The sequence below is a fragment of the Streptomyces sp. MGP-P1 genome, from assembly GCF_057766565.1.
The window spans coordinates 388096-406253 of the sequence record NZ_JBYMEM010000005.1 but is presented as its reverse complement, the minus strand read 5'-3'; the positions used below and the strand labels follow the sequence as shown (position 1 = coordinate 406253).

The 18158-nt window shown below is 71.5% G+C and carries 21 protein-coding genes; 10 read left to right on the top strand and 11 right to left on the bottom strand.

Features of this window, described 5'->3' with window-relative positions; all coding sequences use genetic code 11:
• The first annotated feature begins 66 nt into the window (after positions 1–66).
• Positions 67–240, top strand: a complete 174-nt coding sequence (locus AC3CH1_RS11245; protein ID WP_488462761.1) for a CsbD family protein — start codon at positions 67–69, stop codon at positions 238–240.
• A 116-nt stretch (positions 241–356) separates the two neighbouring features.
• Here the strand turns inward: AC3CH1_RS11245 and pip are convergent, their stop codons facing one another.
• Positions 357–1331, bottom strand: a complete 975-nt coding sequence (gene pip / locus AC3CH1_RS11240; protein ID WP_488463474.1) for a prolyl aminopeptidase — start codon at positions 1329–1331, stop codon at positions 357–359.
• Positions 1332–1431: 100 nt separating this feature from the next.
• On the opposite strand from pip, the gene AC3CH1_RS11235 reads away from it, so the two are divergent.
• The gene (locus tag AC3CH1_RS11235; RefSeq protein ID WP_488462760.1) at positions 1432–1887 is read left to right on the top strand and encodes a VOC family protein; all 456 of its coding nucleotides are present in this window, start codon (positions 1432–1434) and stop codon (positions 1885–1887) included.
• A 10-nt stretch (positions 1888–1897) separates the two neighbouring features.
• Positions 1898–2389 (top strand): hypothetical protein, encoded by a 492-nt coding sequence (locus tag AC3CH1_RS11230; RefSeq protein ID WP_488462759.1) that lies wholly within the window; start codon positions 1898–1900, stop codon positions 2387–2389.
• A gap of 52 nt (positions 2390–2441) precedes the next feature.
• On the opposite strand, the gene AC3CH1_RS11225 is transcribed toward AC3CH1_RS11230, so the two are convergent.
• From AC3CH1_RS11225 to AC3CH1_RS11215, 3 genes are all read right to left on the bottom strand, one after another.
• Positions 2442–4544, bottom strand: a complete 2103-nt coding sequence (locus tag AC3CH1_RS11225; protein ID WP_488462758.1) for a serine/threonine-protein kinase — start codon at positions 4542–4544, stop codon at positions 2442–2444.
• Between the two features lie 113 nt (positions 4545–4657).
• The gene (locus AC3CH1_RS11220; RefSeq protein WP_488462757.1) at positions 4658–5470 is read right to left on the bottom strand and encodes an SDR family oxidoreductase; all 813 of its coding nucleotides are present in this window, start codon (positions 5468–5470) and stop codon (positions 4658–4660) included.
• A gap of 155 nt (positions 5471–5625) precedes the next feature.
• Positions 5626–6243, bottom strand: a complete 618-nt coding sequence (locus AC3CH1_RS11215; protein WP_488462756.1) for a TetR/AcrR family transcriptional regulator — start codon at positions 6241–6243, stop codon at positions 5626–5628.
• Positions 6244–6279: 36 nt separating this feature from the next.
• Between AC3CH1_RS11215 and AC3CH1_RS11210 the strand changes: the two genes are divergently transcribed.
• A complete protein-coding gene (locus tag AC3CH1_RS11210; protein ID WP_488462755.1) occupies positions 6280–7101 on the top strand; it encodes an alpha/beta fold hydrolase in 822 nt (273 codons plus the stop codon).
• A 198-nt stretch (positions 7102–7299) separates the two neighbouring features.
• Here AC3CH1_RS11210 and AC3CH1_RS11205 read toward each other — a convergent pair whose 3' ends face one another.
• The 3 genes from AC3CH1_RS11205 to AC3CH1_RS11195 form a co-directional block, all read right to left on the bottom strand.
• Positions 7300–8901 carry a helix-turn-helix domain-containing protein gene (locus tag AC3CH1_RS11205; protein ID WP_488462754.1) on the bottom strand — a complete coding sequence of 534 codons (1602 nt, stop codon included), beginning with the start codon at positions 8899–8901 and terminating at the stop codon, positions 7300–7302.
• Between the two features lie 73 nt (positions 8902–8974).
• Positions 8975–9796, bottom strand: a complete 822-nt coding sequence (locus AC3CH1_RS11200) for an SAM-dependent methyltransferase (protein WP_228922935.1) — start codon at positions 9794–9796, stop codon at positions 8975–8977.
• Positions 9771–10640: a helix-turn-helix domain-containing protein gene (locus AC3CH1_RS11195; protein ID WP_488462753.1), complete on the bottom strand. Its 870-nt coding sequence runs from the start codon at positions 10638–10640 to the stop codon at positions 9771–9773. The genes AC3CH1_RS11200 and AC3CH1_RS11195 overlap by 26 nt, the downstream gene beginning before the upstream one ends.
• 438 nt (positions 10641–11078) lie before the next feature.
• On the opposite strand from AC3CH1_RS11195, the gene AC3CH1_RS11190 reads away from it, so the two are divergent.
• The 5 genes from AC3CH1_RS11190 to AC3CH1_RS11170 all read left to right on the top strand — a co-directional run bounded on the left by AC3CH1_RS11190 (position 11079) and on the right by AC3CH1_RS11170 (position 15464).
• Positions 11079–11498, top strand: coding sequence for a hypothetical protein (locus tag AC3CH1_RS11190; RefSeq protein WP_488462752.1), 420 nt, complete (start codon positions 11079–11081; stop codon positions 11496–11498).
• A gap of 331 nt (positions 11499–11829) precedes the next feature.
• Positions 11830–12261, top strand: a complete 432-nt coding sequence (locus tag AC3CH1_RS11185) for a hypothetical protein (RefSeq protein WP_397919384.1) — start codon at positions 11830–11832, stop codon at positions 12259–12261.
• The gene (locus AC3CH1_RS11180) at positions 12258–14078 is read left to right on the top strand and encodes an alpha/beta hydrolase (protein ID WP_488462751.1); all 1821 of its coding nucleotides are present in this window, start codon (positions 12258–12260) and stop codon (positions 14076–14078) included. Before AC3CH1_RS11185 ends, AC3CH1_RS11180 begins: the two co-directional genes overlap by 4 nt.
• Positions 14075–14665 carry a hypothetical protein gene (locus AC3CH1_RS11175; RefSeq protein WP_488462750.1) on the top strand — a complete coding sequence of 197 codons (591 nt, stop codon included), beginning with the start codon at positions 14075–14077 and terminating at the stop codon, positions 14663–14665. The genes AC3CH1_RS11180 and AC3CH1_RS11175 overlap by 4 nt, the downstream gene beginning before the upstream one ends.
• Positions 14666–14843: 178 nt before the next feature.
• A complete protein-coding gene (locus AC3CH1_RS11170) occupies positions 14844–15464 on the top strand; it encodes a DUF1707 SHOCT-like domain-containing protein (protein ID WP_488462749.1) in 621 nt (206 codons plus the stop codon).
• A gap of 39 nt (positions 15465–15503) precedes the next feature.
• On the opposite strand, the gene AC3CH1_RS11165 is transcribed toward AC3CH1_RS11170, so the two are convergent.
• The 3 genes from AC3CH1_RS11165 to AC3CH1_RS11155 are packed head-to-tail and all read right to left on the bottom strand — an operon-like array spanning position 15504 to position 16751.
• Positions 15504–15731: a hypothetical protein gene (locus AC3CH1_RS11165; RefSeq protein WP_488462748.1), complete on the bottom strand. Its 228-nt coding sequence runs from the start codon at positions 15729–15731 to the stop codon at positions 15504–15506.
• A 37-nt stretch (positions 15732–15768) separates the two neighbouring features.
• The gene (locus AC3CH1_RS11160) at positions 15769–15948 is read right to left on the bottom strand and encodes a DUF397 domain-containing protein (RefSeq protein ID WP_488462747.1); all 180 of its coding nucleotides are present in this window, start codon (positions 15946–15948) and stop codon (positions 15769–15771) included.
• Positions 15945–16751: a helix-turn-helix domain-containing protein gene (locus tag AC3CH1_RS11155; RefSeq protein ID WP_488462746.1), complete on the bottom strand. Its 807-nt coding sequence runs from the start codon at positions 16749–16751 to the stop codon at positions 15945–15947. The genes AC3CH1_RS11160 and AC3CH1_RS11155 overlap by 4 nt, the downstream gene beginning before the upstream one ends.
• A gap of 81 nt (positions 16752–16832) precedes the next feature.
• Here AC3CH1_RS11155 and AC3CH1_RS11150 point away from each other — a divergent pair, with 81 nt between their 5' ends.
• On the top strand, positions 16833–17258 hold the full coding sequence (locus AC3CH1_RS11150; protein ID WP_360726386.1) for a hypothetical protein: 426 nt from the start codon (positions 16833–16835) through the stop codon (positions 17256–17258).
• 29 nt (positions 17259–17287) lie between these two features.
• Here the strand turns inward: AC3CH1_RS11150 and AC3CH1_RS11145 are convergent, their stop codons facing one another.
• Positions 17288–17971 (bottom strand): GmrSD restriction endonuclease domain-containing protein, encoded by a 684-nt coding sequence (locus tag AC3CH1_RS11145; RefSeq protein ID WP_488463473.1) that lies wholly within the window; start codon positions 17969–17971, stop codon positions 17288–17290.
• Positions 17972–18158 lie beyond the last annotated feature (187 nt).

Sequence of the window (18158 nt, the reverse complement as noted above, 5' to 3'; positions counted from 1 at the left end):
TGAAGGGGGCTGCGGGGGTCAGGTGGTGGGAGACCGCAACGCCGAGCCCAGCGAGAGGTGAGTGACATGGCCGCCGACGAGAAGAGCCGGGCCAAGACCGAGCAGGCCAAGGGCAAGATGAAGGAAGTCGCCGGGCGCACCGTCGGCAACGAGCGCCTCACGGCCGAGGGCAGGGCCGAGCAGGCCAAGGGTGACGGCCGCCAGGCCAAGGAGAAGATCAAGGACACCTTCAAGGACTGACGGCGTCACCGTGTGACGACACCGGGCCCCGCGGAGTCTCTCCTCCAGCGGGGCCCTGTCATGTCGTGCCGCGGCCGGCCGCTCCGGCTGCTCCGGGCGAGGACGGGCGGCGGTTGTCAGCCCTTCCCCGCGAACCCGTCCAGCGCCCCCAGCACCGCCCGCCGGGTCTCCGTGCCGCCCGTGTGCCCCGCGTTCTCGATGATCGTCAGCTCGGCGTCCGGCCAGGCGCGGGCGAGTTCCCAGGCGGTGGTCAGGGGGCTCACCAGGTCGAAGCGGCCGTGGATCAGGGCGGCCGGGATGCCGGTCAGGCGGTGGGCGTGGGCGAGGAGTCGGCCTTCCTCCAGCCAGGCTCCGTGGGCGAAGTAGTGGGCGCAGATCCGGACGAACGCCTGCTGGGCGCGGCCCGGGCGGCTGCTGTACGGGGGCGGGCCCTGGGTCGCCTCCATCGAGACGACCGCGTCCTCCCAGGCGCACCAGTCGGCCGCGGCCCTCTCCCGTACGGCGGCGTCCTGGCTCTCCATGCGGCGGGCGTACGCCGCGACCAGGCCGCCCGGGTCGCTCGTCCCGGGGACGCCCGCGCGGAAGGCGTCCCAGGCCTCGGGGAAGATCCGGCCGACGCCCCGGTAGAGCCACTCGATCTCGCTGCGGCGGGTCGTCGTCACCGCGGGGATCACCGCCTCCGTGACCCGCCCCGGGTGCTCCTCGGCGTACGCCAGGATCAGGGTGGAACCCCAGGAGCCGCCGTACAGCAGCCACTTGTCGATGCCCAGGTGTTCCCGCAGGCGTTCCATGTCGGTGATGAGGTGGGCCGTCGTGTTGTGCGACATGTCCGTCGCCGGGTCGCTCGCGTGCGGAGTGGAGCGGCCGCAGCCCCGCTGGTCGAAGAGGACCACCCGGTAGCGGTCCGGGTCGAAGTACCGGCGGGCGCGGGGTGTGCAGCCGGAGCCGGGGCCGCCGTGCACCACGAGGGCCGGCTTGCCGTCCGGGTTGCCGCACACCTCCCAGTACACATGGTTGCCGTCGCCGACGTCCAGCATGCCGCTCCCGTACGGTTCGATCGGGGGGTAGGGGTCGTTCGGTTCGCGGTGCACGGCGTTGTTCCCCTCGGTGCGGCGGGTGCGCGGCGGGCGGTCGGCGGTGGGCCACGTTACGCGGATGCGAGCGCCCGGGGCGTCCCGTACGGTCCTGCCCATGACGACAGCGCGTATCGATCTGACCCTGGACTGTACGGACGCCCAACTCCTCGCCGTCTTCTGGAAGTCGGCCCTGGGCTATGTGGACCTGCCCCCGCCGCCCCCGTACGCGACCCGGGAGGAGTGGCTCGCCCAGTTCGAGCTGCCGGAGGGCGAGACGGTGGACGACGGGGCGTGGCTGTGCGACCCGGACGGCGTCGGCCCCCGGCTCGCCATCCTCAGGGTTCCCGAACCGAAGACCGCGAAGAACCGGCTGCACATAGACGTGCGGATCGCTGGCCACGGCACCCCCGCCGAGCGGTGGGACCGCGTCCGGGCGGAGGCCGCCCGGCTGGTCGCGGCCGGCGGGGCCGTGCTGGCGGAGGTCGACGGACACCATGTGGTGATGGCCGACCCGGAGGGGAACGAATTCTGCGTGGCGGCGGCCGGCGCGCCCGACCCGGCAGCCGCGTAGCCTGGACGCCGTGAACGCCGCTCCCCGCCTTCTCGCCGTCCTCGATCAACTGCTCGCCTCCGCCGCACCCGGCGAACGCGGTGCGCTGTGGCATCTGGCCGAGCAGGGACGGGAGTTGGACGCCAATCTGGTGCGCCTGTCGGCGGGCGCCGAGGTCGGTGAGCATCAGGAGGACGTGCTCGATGTGCTCCTCGTCGTGCTGGAGGGCCGAGGGAGCGTCAGGACGGCGGAGGGCGGACCGGCCCTGGAGCTGGGGCCCAGCACCGTCCTCTGGCTGCCCCGCACGTCACGGCGCGCGCTGGTCGCCGGGCCCGACGGGCTGGTGTATCTCACCGTCCACCGCCGGCGCCCCGGCCTCGCGATCAAGCCGCCGGCCGGGGCGTACGAGGGCGGCGAGGGTCCCTGCATGCTGGACCGGGTCTGCCCGGAGTGCGGGCGGCTGTCCCAGGACCCCGCACCGGTCTTCTGCAGCCGGTGCGGGGAGCGGTTCCCCGAGCGCTGAGCCGGGGGCGGCGCGGACCGGGGCCTGGCGGCACGGCCGGCGCCGCTACCCCTCAGAACCCCTCGCACTCCGTCATATCCGGGCGGCCCGGCGGGTTCTCCCTGCCCACCAGGTCGGCCAGGTTCTCCTTGTACATGTCCTCCCAGATCCGGCCGGCCAGGATCGTCCGGAGCGCCGAGCACACCTCGCCCTTCAGGAGCGGGCTCTTCGGCCGCATCGCCACGCCGTAGCCCTCCGCGCCCTCGATGGGCTCCAGCTGCCGCACCTTGCCCGGATTGGCCTTCACGTATCCGGCGAGGATGATGTCGTCCGAGGCCACCGCGTAGACGTCGGACTTGGGGTCCAGCAGTTTGTCCAGGCAGTCCTGGTAGGTGTTGGGCTGCGACTTCGCCATGGTGAAGCCCCGCTTCGGCAGCTCCTTCTCGTACGTCGACTCCCGCGCCGTGCACACCTCGACGCGCAGGTCCACCAGGTCGCTGGAGTCGTTGAGCGTGTACTTGCGCGACTTCTCGCGGACCAGGAAGCTCCGGCTCGCGTCGTAGTACGGGCCCGCGAAGTCGACGCTGTAGCCGCCGGGGGAGGCGGTCTTGCGGTCGGGGGTGATGCTGTACGACGCGATGACCAGGTCCACCTGCTTGGTCTTCAGCGCGGTGCTCCGGTAGTCGGTGGCGACCGTGGTGAAGGAGACCTCGCCCTTGCCGTAGCCCATGCTCTCGGCGATCGCGTACGCCAGGTCGACGTCGTACCCCCGGTACGTACGCGTCTTCTCGTCGAACTTGCTCAGGCCGGGCTGGTCGTCCTTGACGCCGATCTTCAGGGTGGGGTGGGTGTCCTTCCACCGCTCCTCGCTGCCGCTTCCGGCGGCACCCTCGGCGTCGCCCTGGCCCTGCACCGAGCCCGCCCGGTCGTCGCCGCCCCCGCCCTTCTCGCCGATGCCCTGGGAGGCCATCCAGCCGGCCCCGGCCAGCAGTGCCACGCACACCACGGCCGCGGCCGCCTTCCAGCCCCGGTACCGGCCGGACGGCCCGCCCGCCGCCGCGGGGGCGGGCGGGGGTGCGGGGGTCGCCGGTGCCGGTGCGCGCGGAGGGGTGGCGGGGCCGGGTGCAGGGGTGGGAGCCGAGGGGTTCGGTGGGGAGACGGCCGTCGGCGGGTGCGTCGCCTCGGCGGCGGCCCGGGCCGCGTTCGGCGCGGCGGGGTCCGCGAGCACCTCGCGGAGCATCGCCTCGGACGTGGCCGCGTCCAGGCGCTGCCGCGGGTCCGTGGTCAACAGCCCCTGGATGACCGGGGCGAGAGGCCCCGCGTAGCGGAGGGCCGGGTCGGGGGAGTGCCGGATGTTCTCCTGGACCTCCCAGACCTCGTGCCCGGCGAAGGGCACGCGGCCCTCGACCATCTCGTACAGCGTGATCCCCAGCGCCCACAGGTCGGAGGCGGGGGTGGGGCCCGGGGAGGCGGGGGCGAAGAGCTCGGGTGCCAGGTAGGAGGAGGTGCCGATGACGCTTCCGGACCGGGTCACCCGGTCCGCGCCCTCGAAGGTGGCGATGCCGAAGTCCACCAGGATCGCGAGGCCGTCGTCGCGTACGAGGACGTTGCCCGGTTTCACGTCGCGGTGGACGACCGATGCCGCGTGGACCGCTTGCAGGCCCTGGAGGATCTGGAGGCCGATGTTCGCGGCCCTCGGCACGGCGAGGACCCCGTCGCCGCCCAACAGGTCTCCCAGGGACCTCGCTTCGAGCAGCTTCATCACGATCCAGACCTGGTTGTCGGTCTCGACCTGGTCGTGGACCGTCACCACGTTCTGGTGCTCGATCTTGGCGATGGCCTCGGCCTCGCGCCGCGCCCGTTGCAGCGCCGCCGTCTGCGTGGCGGCGGTCATCGAGTTCCGGTCGAGCAGGCCCTTCACGGCGACGAACCGGCGCAGCCGCCGGTCGTGGGCCTTCCAGACCTCGCCCATCCCGCCGCTGCCGATCGGCTCCAGCAGCTCGTAGCGGCCGTCGATCACGGTCCGGGGGGAGGGCGGAGCGTCGTGCGGCGGAGGCTGCGTGCTCGGCCACTCCTGCGCCACGGCGTCCGGCTGTCGGGGGTCGTCGTTCGACCGGCGGTCCTCGGGGCCGCTGGCCCCGTCGCCCGCTCTGCCGGCCTTGTCTTCGTTGTGCATACGACCCCCTGTGCACTACATGGACCACGCCAGATTAGACGCTACGTCCTGCTCGGACGCGTCGGCGTGCGGTGCCGGTTCGCGCCCCGGCGAACGGCGGTACGGACGGGAGCCTAGGACGCCGCGCCGCCGTTGCTCTTCAGCAACTGGCCGTTGACCCACTGGCCTTCGGGGGAGCACAGGAATCCCACCAGGTGGGCGGTGTCCAGCGGGGTGCCGAGACGGCCGAGCGGGGTGCCCCGCGCCAGGGTCTCGCGCAGCTCGTCGTTCATCCAGCCGGTGTCCACCGGGCCGGGGTTGACGACGTTCGCGGTCACCCCGAGGTGGCCCAGCTCGTGCGCGGCGGCCAGCGTGATGCGGTCCAGGGCCCCCTTGCTCGCCCCGTAGGGGAGGTTGCCCACGGTGTGGTCGCTGGTGAGCGCGACGATCCTGCCTGTCGGGGTGCCGGGCACGGAGCCGGGCGCGCCGCGGAAGCGGAGCCCGTACTCGCGGATCAGCAGCCAACTGGCCCGGGAGTTCACCGCGAAGTGCCGGTCGAACGCCTCCACGGTGGTGTCCAGCAGCCCCGAGTCCACCGACTCCGCGTGCGAGAGGACGAGTGCGGTCACCGGCCCGCCGAGGCGCTGTTCCGCCTCGTCGAAGATGCGCGTCGGCGCGTCGGGGTCGGTCAGGTCCGCCTCGATCGCCGCCGTACGGGCCCCCGCCTCCGCCAGCTCCTTCTCGATGGACGCGGCGGCCCCCGGCTCGGCGCCCCAGTCCATGCGGCGGTCGTAGGGCGTCCAGTAGGTGAAGGCGACGTCCCAGCCGGTGGACGCCAGTCGGCGCGCGATGCCCGCGCCGATGCCGATGCTGCGGCCGACGCCGGTGATCAGGGCGATGGGGCGGACCGGTCCGGAGGCGGGCGGGGGCTGTTCGGTGTTCGTCACGCGGTGATCCTTCGTGACCCGTACGCGTACGTCAATGGCCTTTCAGGACAGGCGGGCGACGCTCTTGCGCCTGCGCTGACCTGCGGGCGGACCGTTCACCCGGGGGCGTCGCGGTGTGGCGCGACCTGCGGGGCCGGGGCCGCTCGCCGCGCGGGTCACGCGGCCGGCCCCCGGCGTCCGCAGATCAGCTCGTGGGCGAGCCGTGCCGTCGCGAGCAGACTCTCGCGGTCCGTACCGAGATTGGCCCGCGCCGACAGCCCGTGCCAGAGGGACTGGATGAGCCCTGTCAGGGCCTCCGCGTCCGTGTCGGCGGGCAGATCCCCTTCCTGGACGGCGCGTTCGACGCGGGCGCGGAGAGCCCGCTCGTTGGAGTCCTGGAGTTCGGCGAAGTAGGCGCTGGTGTCGAGTGTGCCGGTGCTGTCGGCCATGGCGGCGCTGCTGAGCAGGCAGCCGGGGTGTTCGTCGTCGGGCCGGGTGAACTCGTGGACGGAGTCGACGAGGACGCGTTCGACGGCGGACCGGAACTCCGGTGTCGCGAGGGCCTGTTGGTAGATCTCGCGGTAGCGCTCCGCGTAGGTCCGCACCGCTTCCTCGAACAGGCCGGCCTTGCTGCCGAAGGTGCCGTAGAGGCTGGAGGTGGAGAGCCCGAGCAGTGCGGTCAGGTCGCGGGTCGAGGTTCCGGAGTATCCGCGTCGCCAGAAGAGGCGGGCGGCGTCGAGGAGGGCGCGGTCACGGTCGAAGGCTCGTGGGCGTCCACGTTTCGGCTGGGGCACCCTTGAATTATAGAGCGATCGCGCCATAATGGCTTTATGGAGCAATCGATTCGGAAAAGGCTCTCGGTGGGCGACGGCAGCTGGATCACGGTCGACGTGTACGGGGAGCCGGACGTGCCGGGCCTCGTCATCGTCCCCGGGGCCATGAGCGACGCCCTCGGCTGGCGTACGGTCGCGTCCGCCGTGGACGCCTGGCCGTCGGTGGCGGTCGTCAACCGCCGGGGGCGCGCGCCCTCGGGACCGATGACCAGCGCGTACTCCCTGCGGACCGAGGTGGCCGACCTCGGCGTGGTGCTGGACGAAGTGGGCGGCGTCCAGGCGCTCTTCGGCTGGAGTTACGGCGGGCTGATCGCCCTGCTGGCCGCCGACGAACGGCCCCTGCGCCAGGTGATCGCGTACGAGCCCGTGATGCGCCCGTTCGGCCTGGACGTGCTACCGGGACTGAAGGCCGCGCAGGAGGCGGCGGACCGGGACGCGGCGGTGGAGATCGTGCACCGGCGGCTCGCCGGTCTCGACGCGGCGGCCGTCGACGCCCTGCGCGCCGACCCCGAGGTGTGGGGGGCCCTGTGCCGGCTGGCCGGGCCGCTGTACGCCGAGCTGGCCGCGCTGTACGGGGAGCCCGCGCCGGAGGCCCTCGCCCGGCGGGCGGGCCGCGTCGACCTGATCGTCGGCGGGGCCAGCCGCGGAAGGGCCCCCTACGGCACGTCGTTCGACGACATCGCGCGGCGCGTCCCCCACGCCGAGGTCCACGAGCTGCCCGGCCAGGGGCACATGGCCCACCTCCAGGCGCCGGCGGAGCTGGGCCGCCTGATCGGTGGCCTGGCCGCCGCCCGCCGGCCCCTTCGAAACACGCCTTAGGCCCTGTCGTCAAACTCCCGTCGTCGCCCGGAGGGCGGCCCTGCGGGGTCAGGTGCGTGCTCTCGGCGTGCCGGGCTCACGTCCTCGTACTGGGCGTACTCGGGCGTGGGCCCGGTGCGGCGAGAGTGCGTGCATGGCGCCGCGGGGCAGACGGGAGTTCGACGACAGGGCCTAGGTGTACGGGGCCCTGCTGGGGCGTCACAGGCGGCGGTAGGTGCGGCCACCGCGCCGGGGAAGGGCCGTCGGGTCGTCGGGGCCGTTCCGGGTGGCCTTCAGCGCGAGGTGGACCTCGGCGCGCACGGTGGCGTCGGCGAGGTTGCGCGCGAGGTGTTCGGCGCACTGGGTGAGCCAGCCGGCCAGGGTGGTGCGGTGGACGTGCAGTTCGGCCGCGGCGGGGGCGGTTCGGGCGTGGTGGCGCAGCCAGCAGGCCAGGGCGATCCGCAGGTGCGGCTCCAGCCCGCCGACTAGGCCGACGGCCCAGCTCCGGGCCGCCTCGGTGTCCAGGAGATCGTCCGGCAGCGCCTCCAGCCGGGCGGGACCGGCCGGACAGCCGCTGCTGGTGCTGGTGCTGCTGCTGCGGCTGAGGTCGGCGTCGGAGTCGGCCCCGGCGTCGTCCAGGTCGGGGTCGGGGACGTGCAGGTCGGCGTCATCGGCGTCCGGGTCGGCGTCGGCGTCGGAGTCGGCCCCGGCGTCGTCGACGTCCAGGTTGGGGTCGGGCTCGGGAGCGGGGGCGCGGAGGGCGAGTAGCAGATGCGCCTGCACGGTGGCGTCCTCCAGGTCCGCGCCGAGCAGCCTGGACAGGTCACGTATCCGGGCCCGGACCGTGCCGGCGGACAGGCCGAGCGCGGCGGCGGCGCGGGGCTTGCTGCCGGTGCGGAGCCAGACCAGGAGCAGGTGCTGGTGGGCCGGGGACAGCGGGCGCAGCACGGATGCCGCCCACCGGGCGTACCGGGCGGCGGGCAGGAGGGGGGCGAGCCGGGAGGTGCCCACGGCGTCGGCGGGGACGATGCGGCAGTCAGGGGTGGCGCTGTGCCGGGCGGCGGCGGCGTCGCTGTGGGCGGTGGACATCTCGGCCAGGGGCAGGGGCCCGGCCATGCCCGCGAGCAGGTGGTGCCGCTCGCTCAGCCGGGAGACCAGGCGCAGGATCCGCCCGTCGTCGCCGCCGTGGTGGAGCTCGGCGACGACCAGTTCCCCGTCCGGCCGGCCGATCAGGGTGCAGGCGTCGGCGTGCGGGGCGATGGAGGGGCGGGCGGCCCGCCAGAGCACCTCGTGGGCGGCGGGCAGGTCGGGGCCGGAGAGCCGGTAGACCGTGACATGCGTGAGCCTGTTCCCGGCCAAGGTCTCGGTGACGGCGTCGGTGTGGCCCGCCAGCAGCAGCCGGATGAGGGTGGTGTGCAGCCGCATCTGTTCGCCCCGCAGCTCCGCCGCCCGCCGGCCGCGCACCTCCAGGAGGGCCGCGGTGGTCGTGGCGACGTGGCAGGCGTGCCCCGGGGGCACGGTGGGCGCCGGGGCCAGGACGAGGACGGCTCCGGCCGCCGGGAGCTGCGTGCAGTGCGGGTGCTCCGACGGCGCGGCGGCCGCGTGTACGCCGTCGGCGGCCGCGGCCGCGGGGGAGCTGTAGACGGCCCCGGCGATGGGGTCGGCCAGCACCGCCCACCCCTGGACCAGGGACGCGGCCTCGGCGATCAGGTGCGCACCGGACCGGGTCGCCGCCCGCAGCAGCCGGTCCGCCGCGTCCCGCTCGTGCCGGGCGCCCCGCGGGCCCGTGGCCCCGTGGCCGGTCGTGCCTGTGCTGCTCATGGGCGAGCCTCTGCGGCCGTGCGTACCGCGCGCGCAGAAGTCCCGCGCGCGGCACGCCAGTTGCGGACGTGGGTCAGGGAATGCGGGCGACCGCGCCCCACCCGGCCCGGGCCGTGGTGGTGCCGGTGTTCGCGTCGGGCCGCCAGTTCGGCCAGGACACCATGCCCGGCTCCACCATCTCCAGCCCTTCGAAGAACGCGATCGTGGTCTCCGGCTCCCGGAAGATGTACGGGATCGCGCCGCTCGCGTTGTACTCGTCCTGGACGGCGCGGTGGGCGTCGTCGGATGCGGTGGAGTGGCTGAGCGAGAGGTAGCTGCCCGAGGGCAGCCGGTCCACCAGCCGCCGCACCAGGGACAGGGCGTCGTCCCAGTCCACGATGTGCCCGAGGACGTCACTGATCACGAGGGCGACGGGCTGCGTCAGGTCCAGGGTCTTGGCCGCCCCGGTGAGCACGGTCTCGGTGTCGCGCATGTCCGCCTCGACGTAGGCGGTGGCGCCCTCGGGGGTGCTGGTCAGCAGCGCGTGGACGTGCAGGAGCACCAGGGGGTCGTGGTCGACGTAGACGATCCGGGAGTCCGGGGCTATCCGCTGGGCCACCTCGTGGGTGTTGTTCGCGGTGGGCAACCCGGCGCCCACGTCGAGGAACTGGCGGATTCCGGCGTCCCGGGCGAGGTGGGTGACCGTACGGCGGAGGAAGTCCCGCGACTCCTTCGCGAACGTCTCGATCAGCGGGTACTTCTCACGGTAGGCGTCGCCCGCCGCCCGGTCCGCCGGGAAGTTGTCCTTGCCGCCGAGCCAGTAGTTCCAGACCCGGGCGGAGTGCGCGACGCTCGTATCGATCTGCGCGGGCAGTTCGGGCCCGTTTCCCTCAGGCCCATTTCCGGTCGTACTCATCCTGTAACACCTCTCCTGTTCGGGCCGGCCGCATCGCCATCACGCACGACACGTCCAGCATTCCCTGATACGTCTGCACGGGGTGGGGGCTGTCCCACACCTCCGCCGTGCCGGGGAGCCCGCCCTCCCGCACCACATGGTCGGCGATCTCCCGGATCTCCACCCGGTAGAGGGTCAACGCCGGAACACCGGTCAGCGGGTGCGGCGGGGCGTACTCCGGGTGCAGCTGCACCGTCACATCACCCCGCTCCGCCAGCTGCTGCATGCTCCTGAGCTGTTCACGCATCACCTCGGCGCCGCCCACCCGGACGCGCAGCGCGGTGACGGGCAGCACGGCCCAGAGCCGGGTCTGCTGTTCCTGGAGCCGTTTCTGACGCTCCAGCAGAAAGTCCGCCCGGCGTCGCCGCCCGGCCGCGTCCCCGTCGGGGCACCTGATCTCGTCCACGGCCATCGCGTAGGCCGGGGTCCGCAGCAGTAACGGAACCAGCGCCGGGTCCCAGGTGCGTACGACGCCGGCCGCCGACTCCACGCTCATCAGGTCCATCAGCCACGGTGCCATCGCATCGCGCCACGGATGCCACCAGCCGGGCATGTTGGCCGCGTTGAGCCGCCCCATGATGTCGTCGGCCTCCGCCGCGCCCGCCCCGTAGACGGCGAGCAGGGCGGACACCTGCCCCACGTCGAGGGAGGTCTGCGCCTGTTCCAGCCGCCGCAGCGTCGTGGGGTGCCACCCCAGCTGGGTGGCGGCCTGAGGGACGGAAAGGCCGGCGCCTTCCCGCAGTCGCCGCAGGCGGGCCACGAGGACCAGATGCCGCGCCGTCCGCCCCGACCTCTCGCGCGCCACGGCTTCCCCCCTCCCGTTCCGGCCCCGTTCCGACGCCGCCTGGGTCCTGCTCCGGTCCCGATCGGGCGCCGCATGGGTCCCGCTCCGGTCCCGATCCGGTCCCACATCGGTCCCGCTCCGGTCCCGTTTCGGCTCGATCTATCCGACATTCCGCGCAGTCTGCGCACAGTGCACACAGCGCACCTTGCGACGGTCGCACGGCGCTCTCAAGGTAAGCATGTCCGACTCGACCACACGCCAACTCGGTGAGACCGGACCGATCTTGCCCCCAACGCCAAAACCGTGCGCGACCAGCCCCCCACCCCTTGGCCCCGGCCCCGCCCCAGCAGCTCCGACCCGGCCCCGTCCCTGCCCTGCCCCATCCCCCGCCCCAGCCGTTCCGCGCACCGTCGTTCCGCGCACCGTCGTTCCGGCGGCCCGTTCTCTGGAGCCCACCGCATGAACAACCTGACCGACCTGGCCGACGTGGCCCACCTGAACCGCCCGTCCCACCCGAAGCTCCGGTCCGTCGTCGCGATCCCGAGGCCCACCCCGGCCCGCCCGCTCGACCTGCGCGTCCGCGCCCAGCGGATCCAGATCGACGAGCTCGTCGTCGACGACCCCCGCCAGGTCCTCGCCCACGCGGGCCAGGCCGCCCTCGACGACCCGGACACGGCGGCCCTGCTCGGGCACAATCCGGCCATCCCGCTGTCGCTGCCCGCCGCGGCGGCGCTCCTGTGCGCGCTCTACGACACGGACGCCCTCACGGCCATGGGCCTGCGCCTCACCCGCCACACCACCCGTGTCTCCGCCTCCGACCAGCAGACGGAGCCCGTCTCCCTGGTACGGTCCACCGCCCCGGACCGGCAAGATCAGTAGCTTTGCTCCGTGCCGACGACAGGGCGAAGGGCGCGAGGACTGAAGGAGCGCGAGGCCGAGCAGCGCCGGCCCGGGCCCCGTCAGCAGGTCGGGCCCCGGCGCGTCAGTGGATCGGCGTCCAGTGCGGGAGGGCCTCGTCCAGCACAGTGCACCCAGCGGTCCACTTCTCTAACCGCTTTCCAGCCAGTGCGTATGCAAGCACGAACGCCTGACCGACACTGTTGTCCAGCCATTTCCTTGTCTGGAACCCGTTCCCGATCGCGTACACGCACATAGCCTGCGCTAGCCTCTCCGGGCGCAGAAATGGAACGCGGACAGACGGGGGAGTGTCGTGTTTGATGCGGAGCGCTGGCAGGAGCTGTTCGGACCGACCGACGGTGGGCCGGCGTTGAGGCTTGCCTCGGCGTCCAGCGACGCCGGGGCCGGTTCGGGCGGAACCGGGAAACTCAAGTACACCAAGGGCCCTTGGACCAGTGCTTCCGGCACCGCCGGCGACTTACGGACCAGGGCGGAGACGAGCAGGTCGGTTCTCGGGCGCGGTCATGAGGGCGTCGCGGCGGGATTAGCCGGCCTCAGTTCCGTCGCGGCCCTCAAGAGCGTGCTGACGTCCTGGGAAGAACGCCTTCAGGCGGTACGGGACGAGTGCGAGCAACTCAAGGGAAACCTGCTGACGGTCGCCAAGGAGATGGGGGAGTCGGAGACCGGGGTCAAGTCGTCCTTCGCGGGGGTCCAGGTCCCCGGCAAGGCGGATGAGAAGCGATGACAGGGCCCCTCACTTGGCAGCTGCTGCGCGACCTCAAGACCTCCGAGCTCACGCAGGCGGGCGACAAGTGGCACGAGGTATCCGGTCGTTCGGCCTCCGACCGGGCACAGGTCGACCGCGCGATGTCCGCGAAGCTCCGCGAGACCCAGGAGAGCGACTCGGCCGAGGCTGCCCTCGGCAGGCTGCGGCGACTCAGCCGCAACTTCCAGTACGTGCAGACCGAGTGTGGGTTGGTCCGTACAGCGCTCAACGGGCTTGCCGGCGATCTGGCCGAGCCCCAGAACCTGCTGAAGCAGGCACTGGAGGACGCGGCCTCCCTGAACTTCACGGTCCACGACGATGGCTCCGTCAGCTACCCGGCCGCGAAGGTCGACGACCTGACCGGGGCGAAGCAGGAGGCGCCGGGAGGTAGCTCGCGGGGCAGCTCCCGCCTCCCGCTGGACCCGCCGGGCCTCGGCTTGCCGGGGCAGCAGTCGCTGTACCCCGGCTACTCAGGCTTCAGGCCGGTCAACCCGAACGCGGAGAAGGCCCAGGACGTGGCCGACCGCATCGCCCGAGCTGTGCGGTCCGCGCGGGAGATCGACGCCCGGTACGCGAAGACCCTCAACGGCCTGAAGGCGGAGAAGGGACTCGATGTCACCGCGGCCACGCTGAAGGACGTGTTCAGGGACACGGCCGACGTCCGCTCCACCGCCGGCATGCACCTCGCCGAAGGGATCCCGCAGGACAAGGACCCTGCGGAGCGCAAGAAGTGGTGGGACGCGTTGACCGACGAACAGCGGCAGGAGTACGTGAACGTCGCACCGGACCTGATCGGCGGTCTGGACGGCATCCCGGCGGTCGTCCGCGACGAGGCGAACCGCAACTACCTGCCGGTCCTCATCGACGAGTTGGCGCGTCAGGGCAGCGACGACGCCAGGACCAAACTCGACGCCCTCCGCATGATTCAGGACAAACTCGGTGAGTCGAGTCACCCGCCCATGTTCCTTCTCGGCATCGGGGACGAGGGCAACGGACGCGCGGTCGTCTCGTACGGGAACCCCGATACGTCCAGGCACGTCGCGGCGTACGTTCCTGGCCTCGGCACCAAGCTCGACGGCGACTTCGTCACGGACACGATGAAGCGGGCACAGGACACGGCCATCGGTACCCAGGATGTTGACCCGTCCAGTGCCTCGATCGTCTGGCTGGGTTACGACGCCCCGCAGAGTGCGGACGTAATGACGAAGGGCGATGCGCAGCGGGGGGCCCCGGCGTACAACGAGTTCATGGCAGGTCTTTCGGCGACGAACGGGAACGAGGACCCGCATGTGACGGCGATCGGGCATTCCTACGGCTCGCTCACCGTGGGCACGGCCGCCAAGGAGTCCGGCGGGATTCCGGGCGTCGATGATGTGATCCTGCTCGGCAGCCCCGGCGTGGACGCCCAGAAGGCGACGGAACTCGGCGTGGGCAAGGACCATGTGTTCGTGGGCGCCGCCGACAACGACCCGGTCACCCACGTGCCCACGAAGGGAGAGTCGGCGCTCGCTGCGGGGCCCGCCTGGGTGCTGGGTGGTCCGGAGGCGGTCAGAAGGGCTAATGATCTTCTCGATGTCGGCAACGACGACCTGTACTTCGGCAAGGACCCGGCGAGTGAAGCCTTCGGGGCACAGCGCTTCGAGGTCGACGATGGGCCCAGGATGGTTCTCGAAGCCGGAATGTTCGACGCCCACTCCCAGTACTTCACTCCCACGAAGGATCAGGAATCGGCGCGCAATATCGCAAGCATTGTCGGCGGACGTCCTGAGGACATCGTGAGGGAGAAGCATCGATGAGGCGCATTATGCGAACTGTTCGCCTGGCCTGTGCGCTGGGCGTGACCGGCGCGTTGCTCGTCGGCTGCGGGCTGCTGAGTAGTGCCAAGAACGGGAATGGGGCAGTAGCAGGCATGGACATGCAGGGGGCGGCGGAGCGCGCCGACGGGATGTTCTACGCGACGGTCGGAGAGATCAAGCCGGACATCGAATGGGTCCACTACACGACGACGACCGGTAGCTGCGACGTAACGCGCTACTGGACCGTGATGACAGTCGTTTCTGAGCAGCGTCGGGGCAACTTTCTGGGAGTGGTCGAGCGTTTCTGGAAGGCGAGCGACTTTCGGATCAAGACGGTGAATCCGAGCAAGGAAATGCCTTCGATCATCGCCGTATCCAAGGACGGCTTCGGCATCGTGGTCAAGTTCGGCTACAAAGGGCAGGCATTCTTCGAGGTAACCAGCCCCTGCGTCGACGAGTCGAAGGTGGCCGTGCCCACAAAGGTGGCGACCGGCCGCACGTACGACGGTAGGCCCCCCACCCCCAACGTCCGCTCCGACTTCTGGTCCGCCGAGACCCCGGTCCCGGGCCCCGCCCCCTCGTCCTGACCGTGCGTTGGACGGACAGCTCGATGGTTGCAGAGCATCGGCAGTCCGCCGCCCCAGCGCTGCTCCGGAGGTGGCGGACCCCATGAGGGCGTCCGCCGTTTCAGGGGGCCCGGCGAGCGTGTGGACGGTGAGGGCTGTCGATAGGCAGTCGCTGCGCCGACTGCCTATCCTTGCGGCTATGACAGCCCAGTTTCCGGAGCCCTCTCCGCGCCCCGTTTCGCCAGGGGGAATTCGTGCCTCTCACGACGACCGGGAAGCCGTAGTTGAGCGGCTGCGTGATGCGGCGGCCGAGGGGCGCATCGATTTCGATGAGCTGGATTCCCGCCTGGAGCTGGCACTGACGGCCAAGACCCACGGCGAACTGGACTGTCTCACCGCCGACTTGCCGGTGCCGCACTCTGCCTCGGCCTCCGCAGCGGAGAACCGGCCGCCACTGGTGCTGAGGGGCGGCATGTTCGGTGCCTCCCTGGGGCCCGGGCGCTGGGACGTTCCGGGACGCGTGATCGCTCACGGAGGCGTGGGGGGCGTGACGCTGGACTTCACCCGGGTCGAGTGCCGTCTCGCGGAGGTCGTCGTGGAGGCGTACGCGGAGACATCCGGTGTCACGGTCGTCATCCCCGACGGCTGGGTCGCGGACACCAGCGGCATCGATCCCGGCATCGGCGGCCTCACGGACAAGACCACCTCCGACCGGCTCCCGGGAACTCCGCTGATCCGGCTCACCGGGTCCGGCGCCATGGGCGGAGTGGTCGTCCGTCACCCCAACAAGCGGGAACGGCGCAAGCTGGACGCCTCCTAGGCACCGCTCGCGGTCGGCCAGGGTGCAGGGCGGCGGGTCCTACACGGTGGTGGCGGTCGTCCTGGAGGCCTTCACGGTCGGCTTGAGGGCACCCGAGCCGTTCGCCGGCACCTTCTTCGCCGTGGTGTAGGAGGCGGCGCCGGACGGCTTGAACCGCAGGCTCACCGAGCAGCCCCCGTAGGAGGCGTACTTCCTGGTCTCCCAGAAGGATGCGGGCGCGCGGACCTCCTTCGACGTGCCGATCACGATCGGCTTGCCGCCGTTCATCTGGACACGGGTGAACGAGACCCCGCCCCCGCGTCGCTCAGGAGGCGGCGAACTCCACGAAGAACGTCCAGGAGGCGGGGGAGACGGCGAGGGTGGGGGCGGTGAGGTCCTTGGAGTCGCGGATGTGGACGGTGTGGGGGCAGGTGGCTACCTCGATGCAGTTGCCGCTGTTCTCTCCGCTATAGCTGCTCTTGAACCAGTTGAGTTCAGTGCTCATTTAGCCAGTTTCTCGATCTCTACGCAGGTTTCCTCGGGATTGAGAGCCTGCGCCCGCATGTTGCCATACTTGCCGAACAGGGCACCCACGGTGGGCTCTTGATCAGTGAGGAGCCTGTGGTCCTGGACTTCAAGGTAGGCGAGTCGGCGCTGTTCCTTCGTTTCCAGCAGGACGAAAGGACCACTCAGGCCACTGTGAGTCTCGCGGTGGGGGGACATCACCTGAAGTGTCACATGGCGCAACTGCGCCACGTTGAGAACATGGGCGATCTGCTCCTGGTGTACGGCCCGGCCGCCGATCGGGCGAGCCAGCGCACTTAGTTCGAGTACGAAACTGAGGGCGGCCGGGTCCTTGCGCGTGATGAGGGACTGGCGGGCCAGCCGGTCCGCGACTCGGCCTTCGACCACGTCGTCCCCCACCGGCGGGTAGCCACCTTGGAGAACGGTGCGAGCGTATGCCTCCGTCTGGAGCAGGCCGGGTACCACGTGCGTCTCGTACTCATGCCGTGCTGCCGCCCTTCTCTCCAGGTTGGCGAAGTCCTCGAACCAATCGGCCAAGTAGCTCCCCGTAACGTCCTCTCCGGCCGCCATGAGTGCGCCTTGTGCACCCACCGCGTCGTCTGCGCGCTCCACGAATCCGCCCCTCGGCGGCCGGTTTCCGCGCTCGACCATGGCCACTTGGGACTTGGAGAACCTGATCCTCCTGCCCAGGGCTTCCTGCGACAGTCCGGCGCGCTCCCGGAAGTGGCGCAGCAGTCGGCCGAACATGACGGCGTTACCGCTCGTCTCATTTCCCAGGTGCACGGCGCCCCCTACAAGTGCACAGCGGTGCACGGAGTCCTCAGATTCCTGGTCACGGTACGTGTTCGCCGCAAAGCTGAGCGCATGGAACTGAAGAATTCACCGGATCCGGTGCCCTCCTGGATCCCCGCCGCCGGCCACGCCCTCCGTCACGTGGGCATCCACTTCGACGCCGTCCGTGCAGTCGGCCTGCTCGGCGAGGAAATCGCCTACGAGGTCATGCAGTTCACCGACTTCCACGCCGGGCCCATCGTCCGCTCCGGTATCGGCGAGCGCAGCATGTACTTCCTGCTCGCGCCAGGCACCGCCGCCGGGCACCGGTGGCCCCCCGGCGTGGAGGCGATGAGCAGGAACGCGCGCGGGGACGCGTTCGTCGGGGTTCCGGCGCTGGACGGGGGGACCTGGCCGCTGGACTGGCGGTCGCGGCCCACCGCCCAGGATCCCTTCGTGGACGGTGGGTTGCTGCATGAGATGGCCTGGCTGCGGGCGGGGTGCGCCGTGAGGGAGTGAGCGAGGCCGGCGTGTCGTTCCCGGGTGGCTCAGACCGCCGGTGTGTAGCGGACGATGGTGTCCTCGCAGGGCCCCTCGGCGTACACCTTCAGCGCTTCGAGCTCGCGGTCGTCCGCGGTGAGCTGCCAGCGGAGCTTGGTCGCCACCCATTCCCCCGCATACCGGCACTGGACCTCCGGGGACGGCGGCATCCAGTCCGCCGGGTCCTTGTCCGCCTTCCGGCGGTTGGTGCGCGACGTGACCGCGACCAGGGAGACGTCCGACCCCTGGTCGTTCGCGTAGGCCTCCCGCTGCTCGGCGGTCCAGGCGGAGGCGCCGGAATCCCAGGCCTCGGCGGGCGCGACGAGGTGGGCGACGTCCAGGGACCCGGCGGTGGTGACCTCCTGGCCGTCGAAGTAGGACGTCCACCTGCCGCCGGTCAGCTTGCAGCCGGACCCCACGGTCGGTGCGACGACCGCTTCGGCGAGGAGGACCTCGGCTCGGGTGTCGCACCCGTCCGTCGGGTCCTCGCCCGCGTTCCAGTGTCGGAAGGACGAAGAGGTGTAGCCGGTGCGGTTCTCCTCGGTCACCTTGAGCAGACCGACCGCGTCGGCCAGGGTCGTTACCTCCGCCACCGGAGCGGCCTGCGCGGCTGGAGTGGCGGAAGACGGGAGGAGGGGGACGAGGGCGAGGGTGAGCGCGCCGATACCGCGCGCGAGGTTCTTGATCACCAGCGCGTTCTACCGGCCGCGTCCCGCCTTCGCGCAGCCTGCGCGTCCGCAATCACCCGCACGGGTCAGCGAGTTCACCGGAGGAACGCTTCCGCAGCCCGCGCTCAGTGCGACCGAGTAGTCCGTCCTTACCGGTCCGCCGGGCTGGTGGTCGCTTCGCTCTTCCTGGAAACATCAAGGGTGGAGGGCG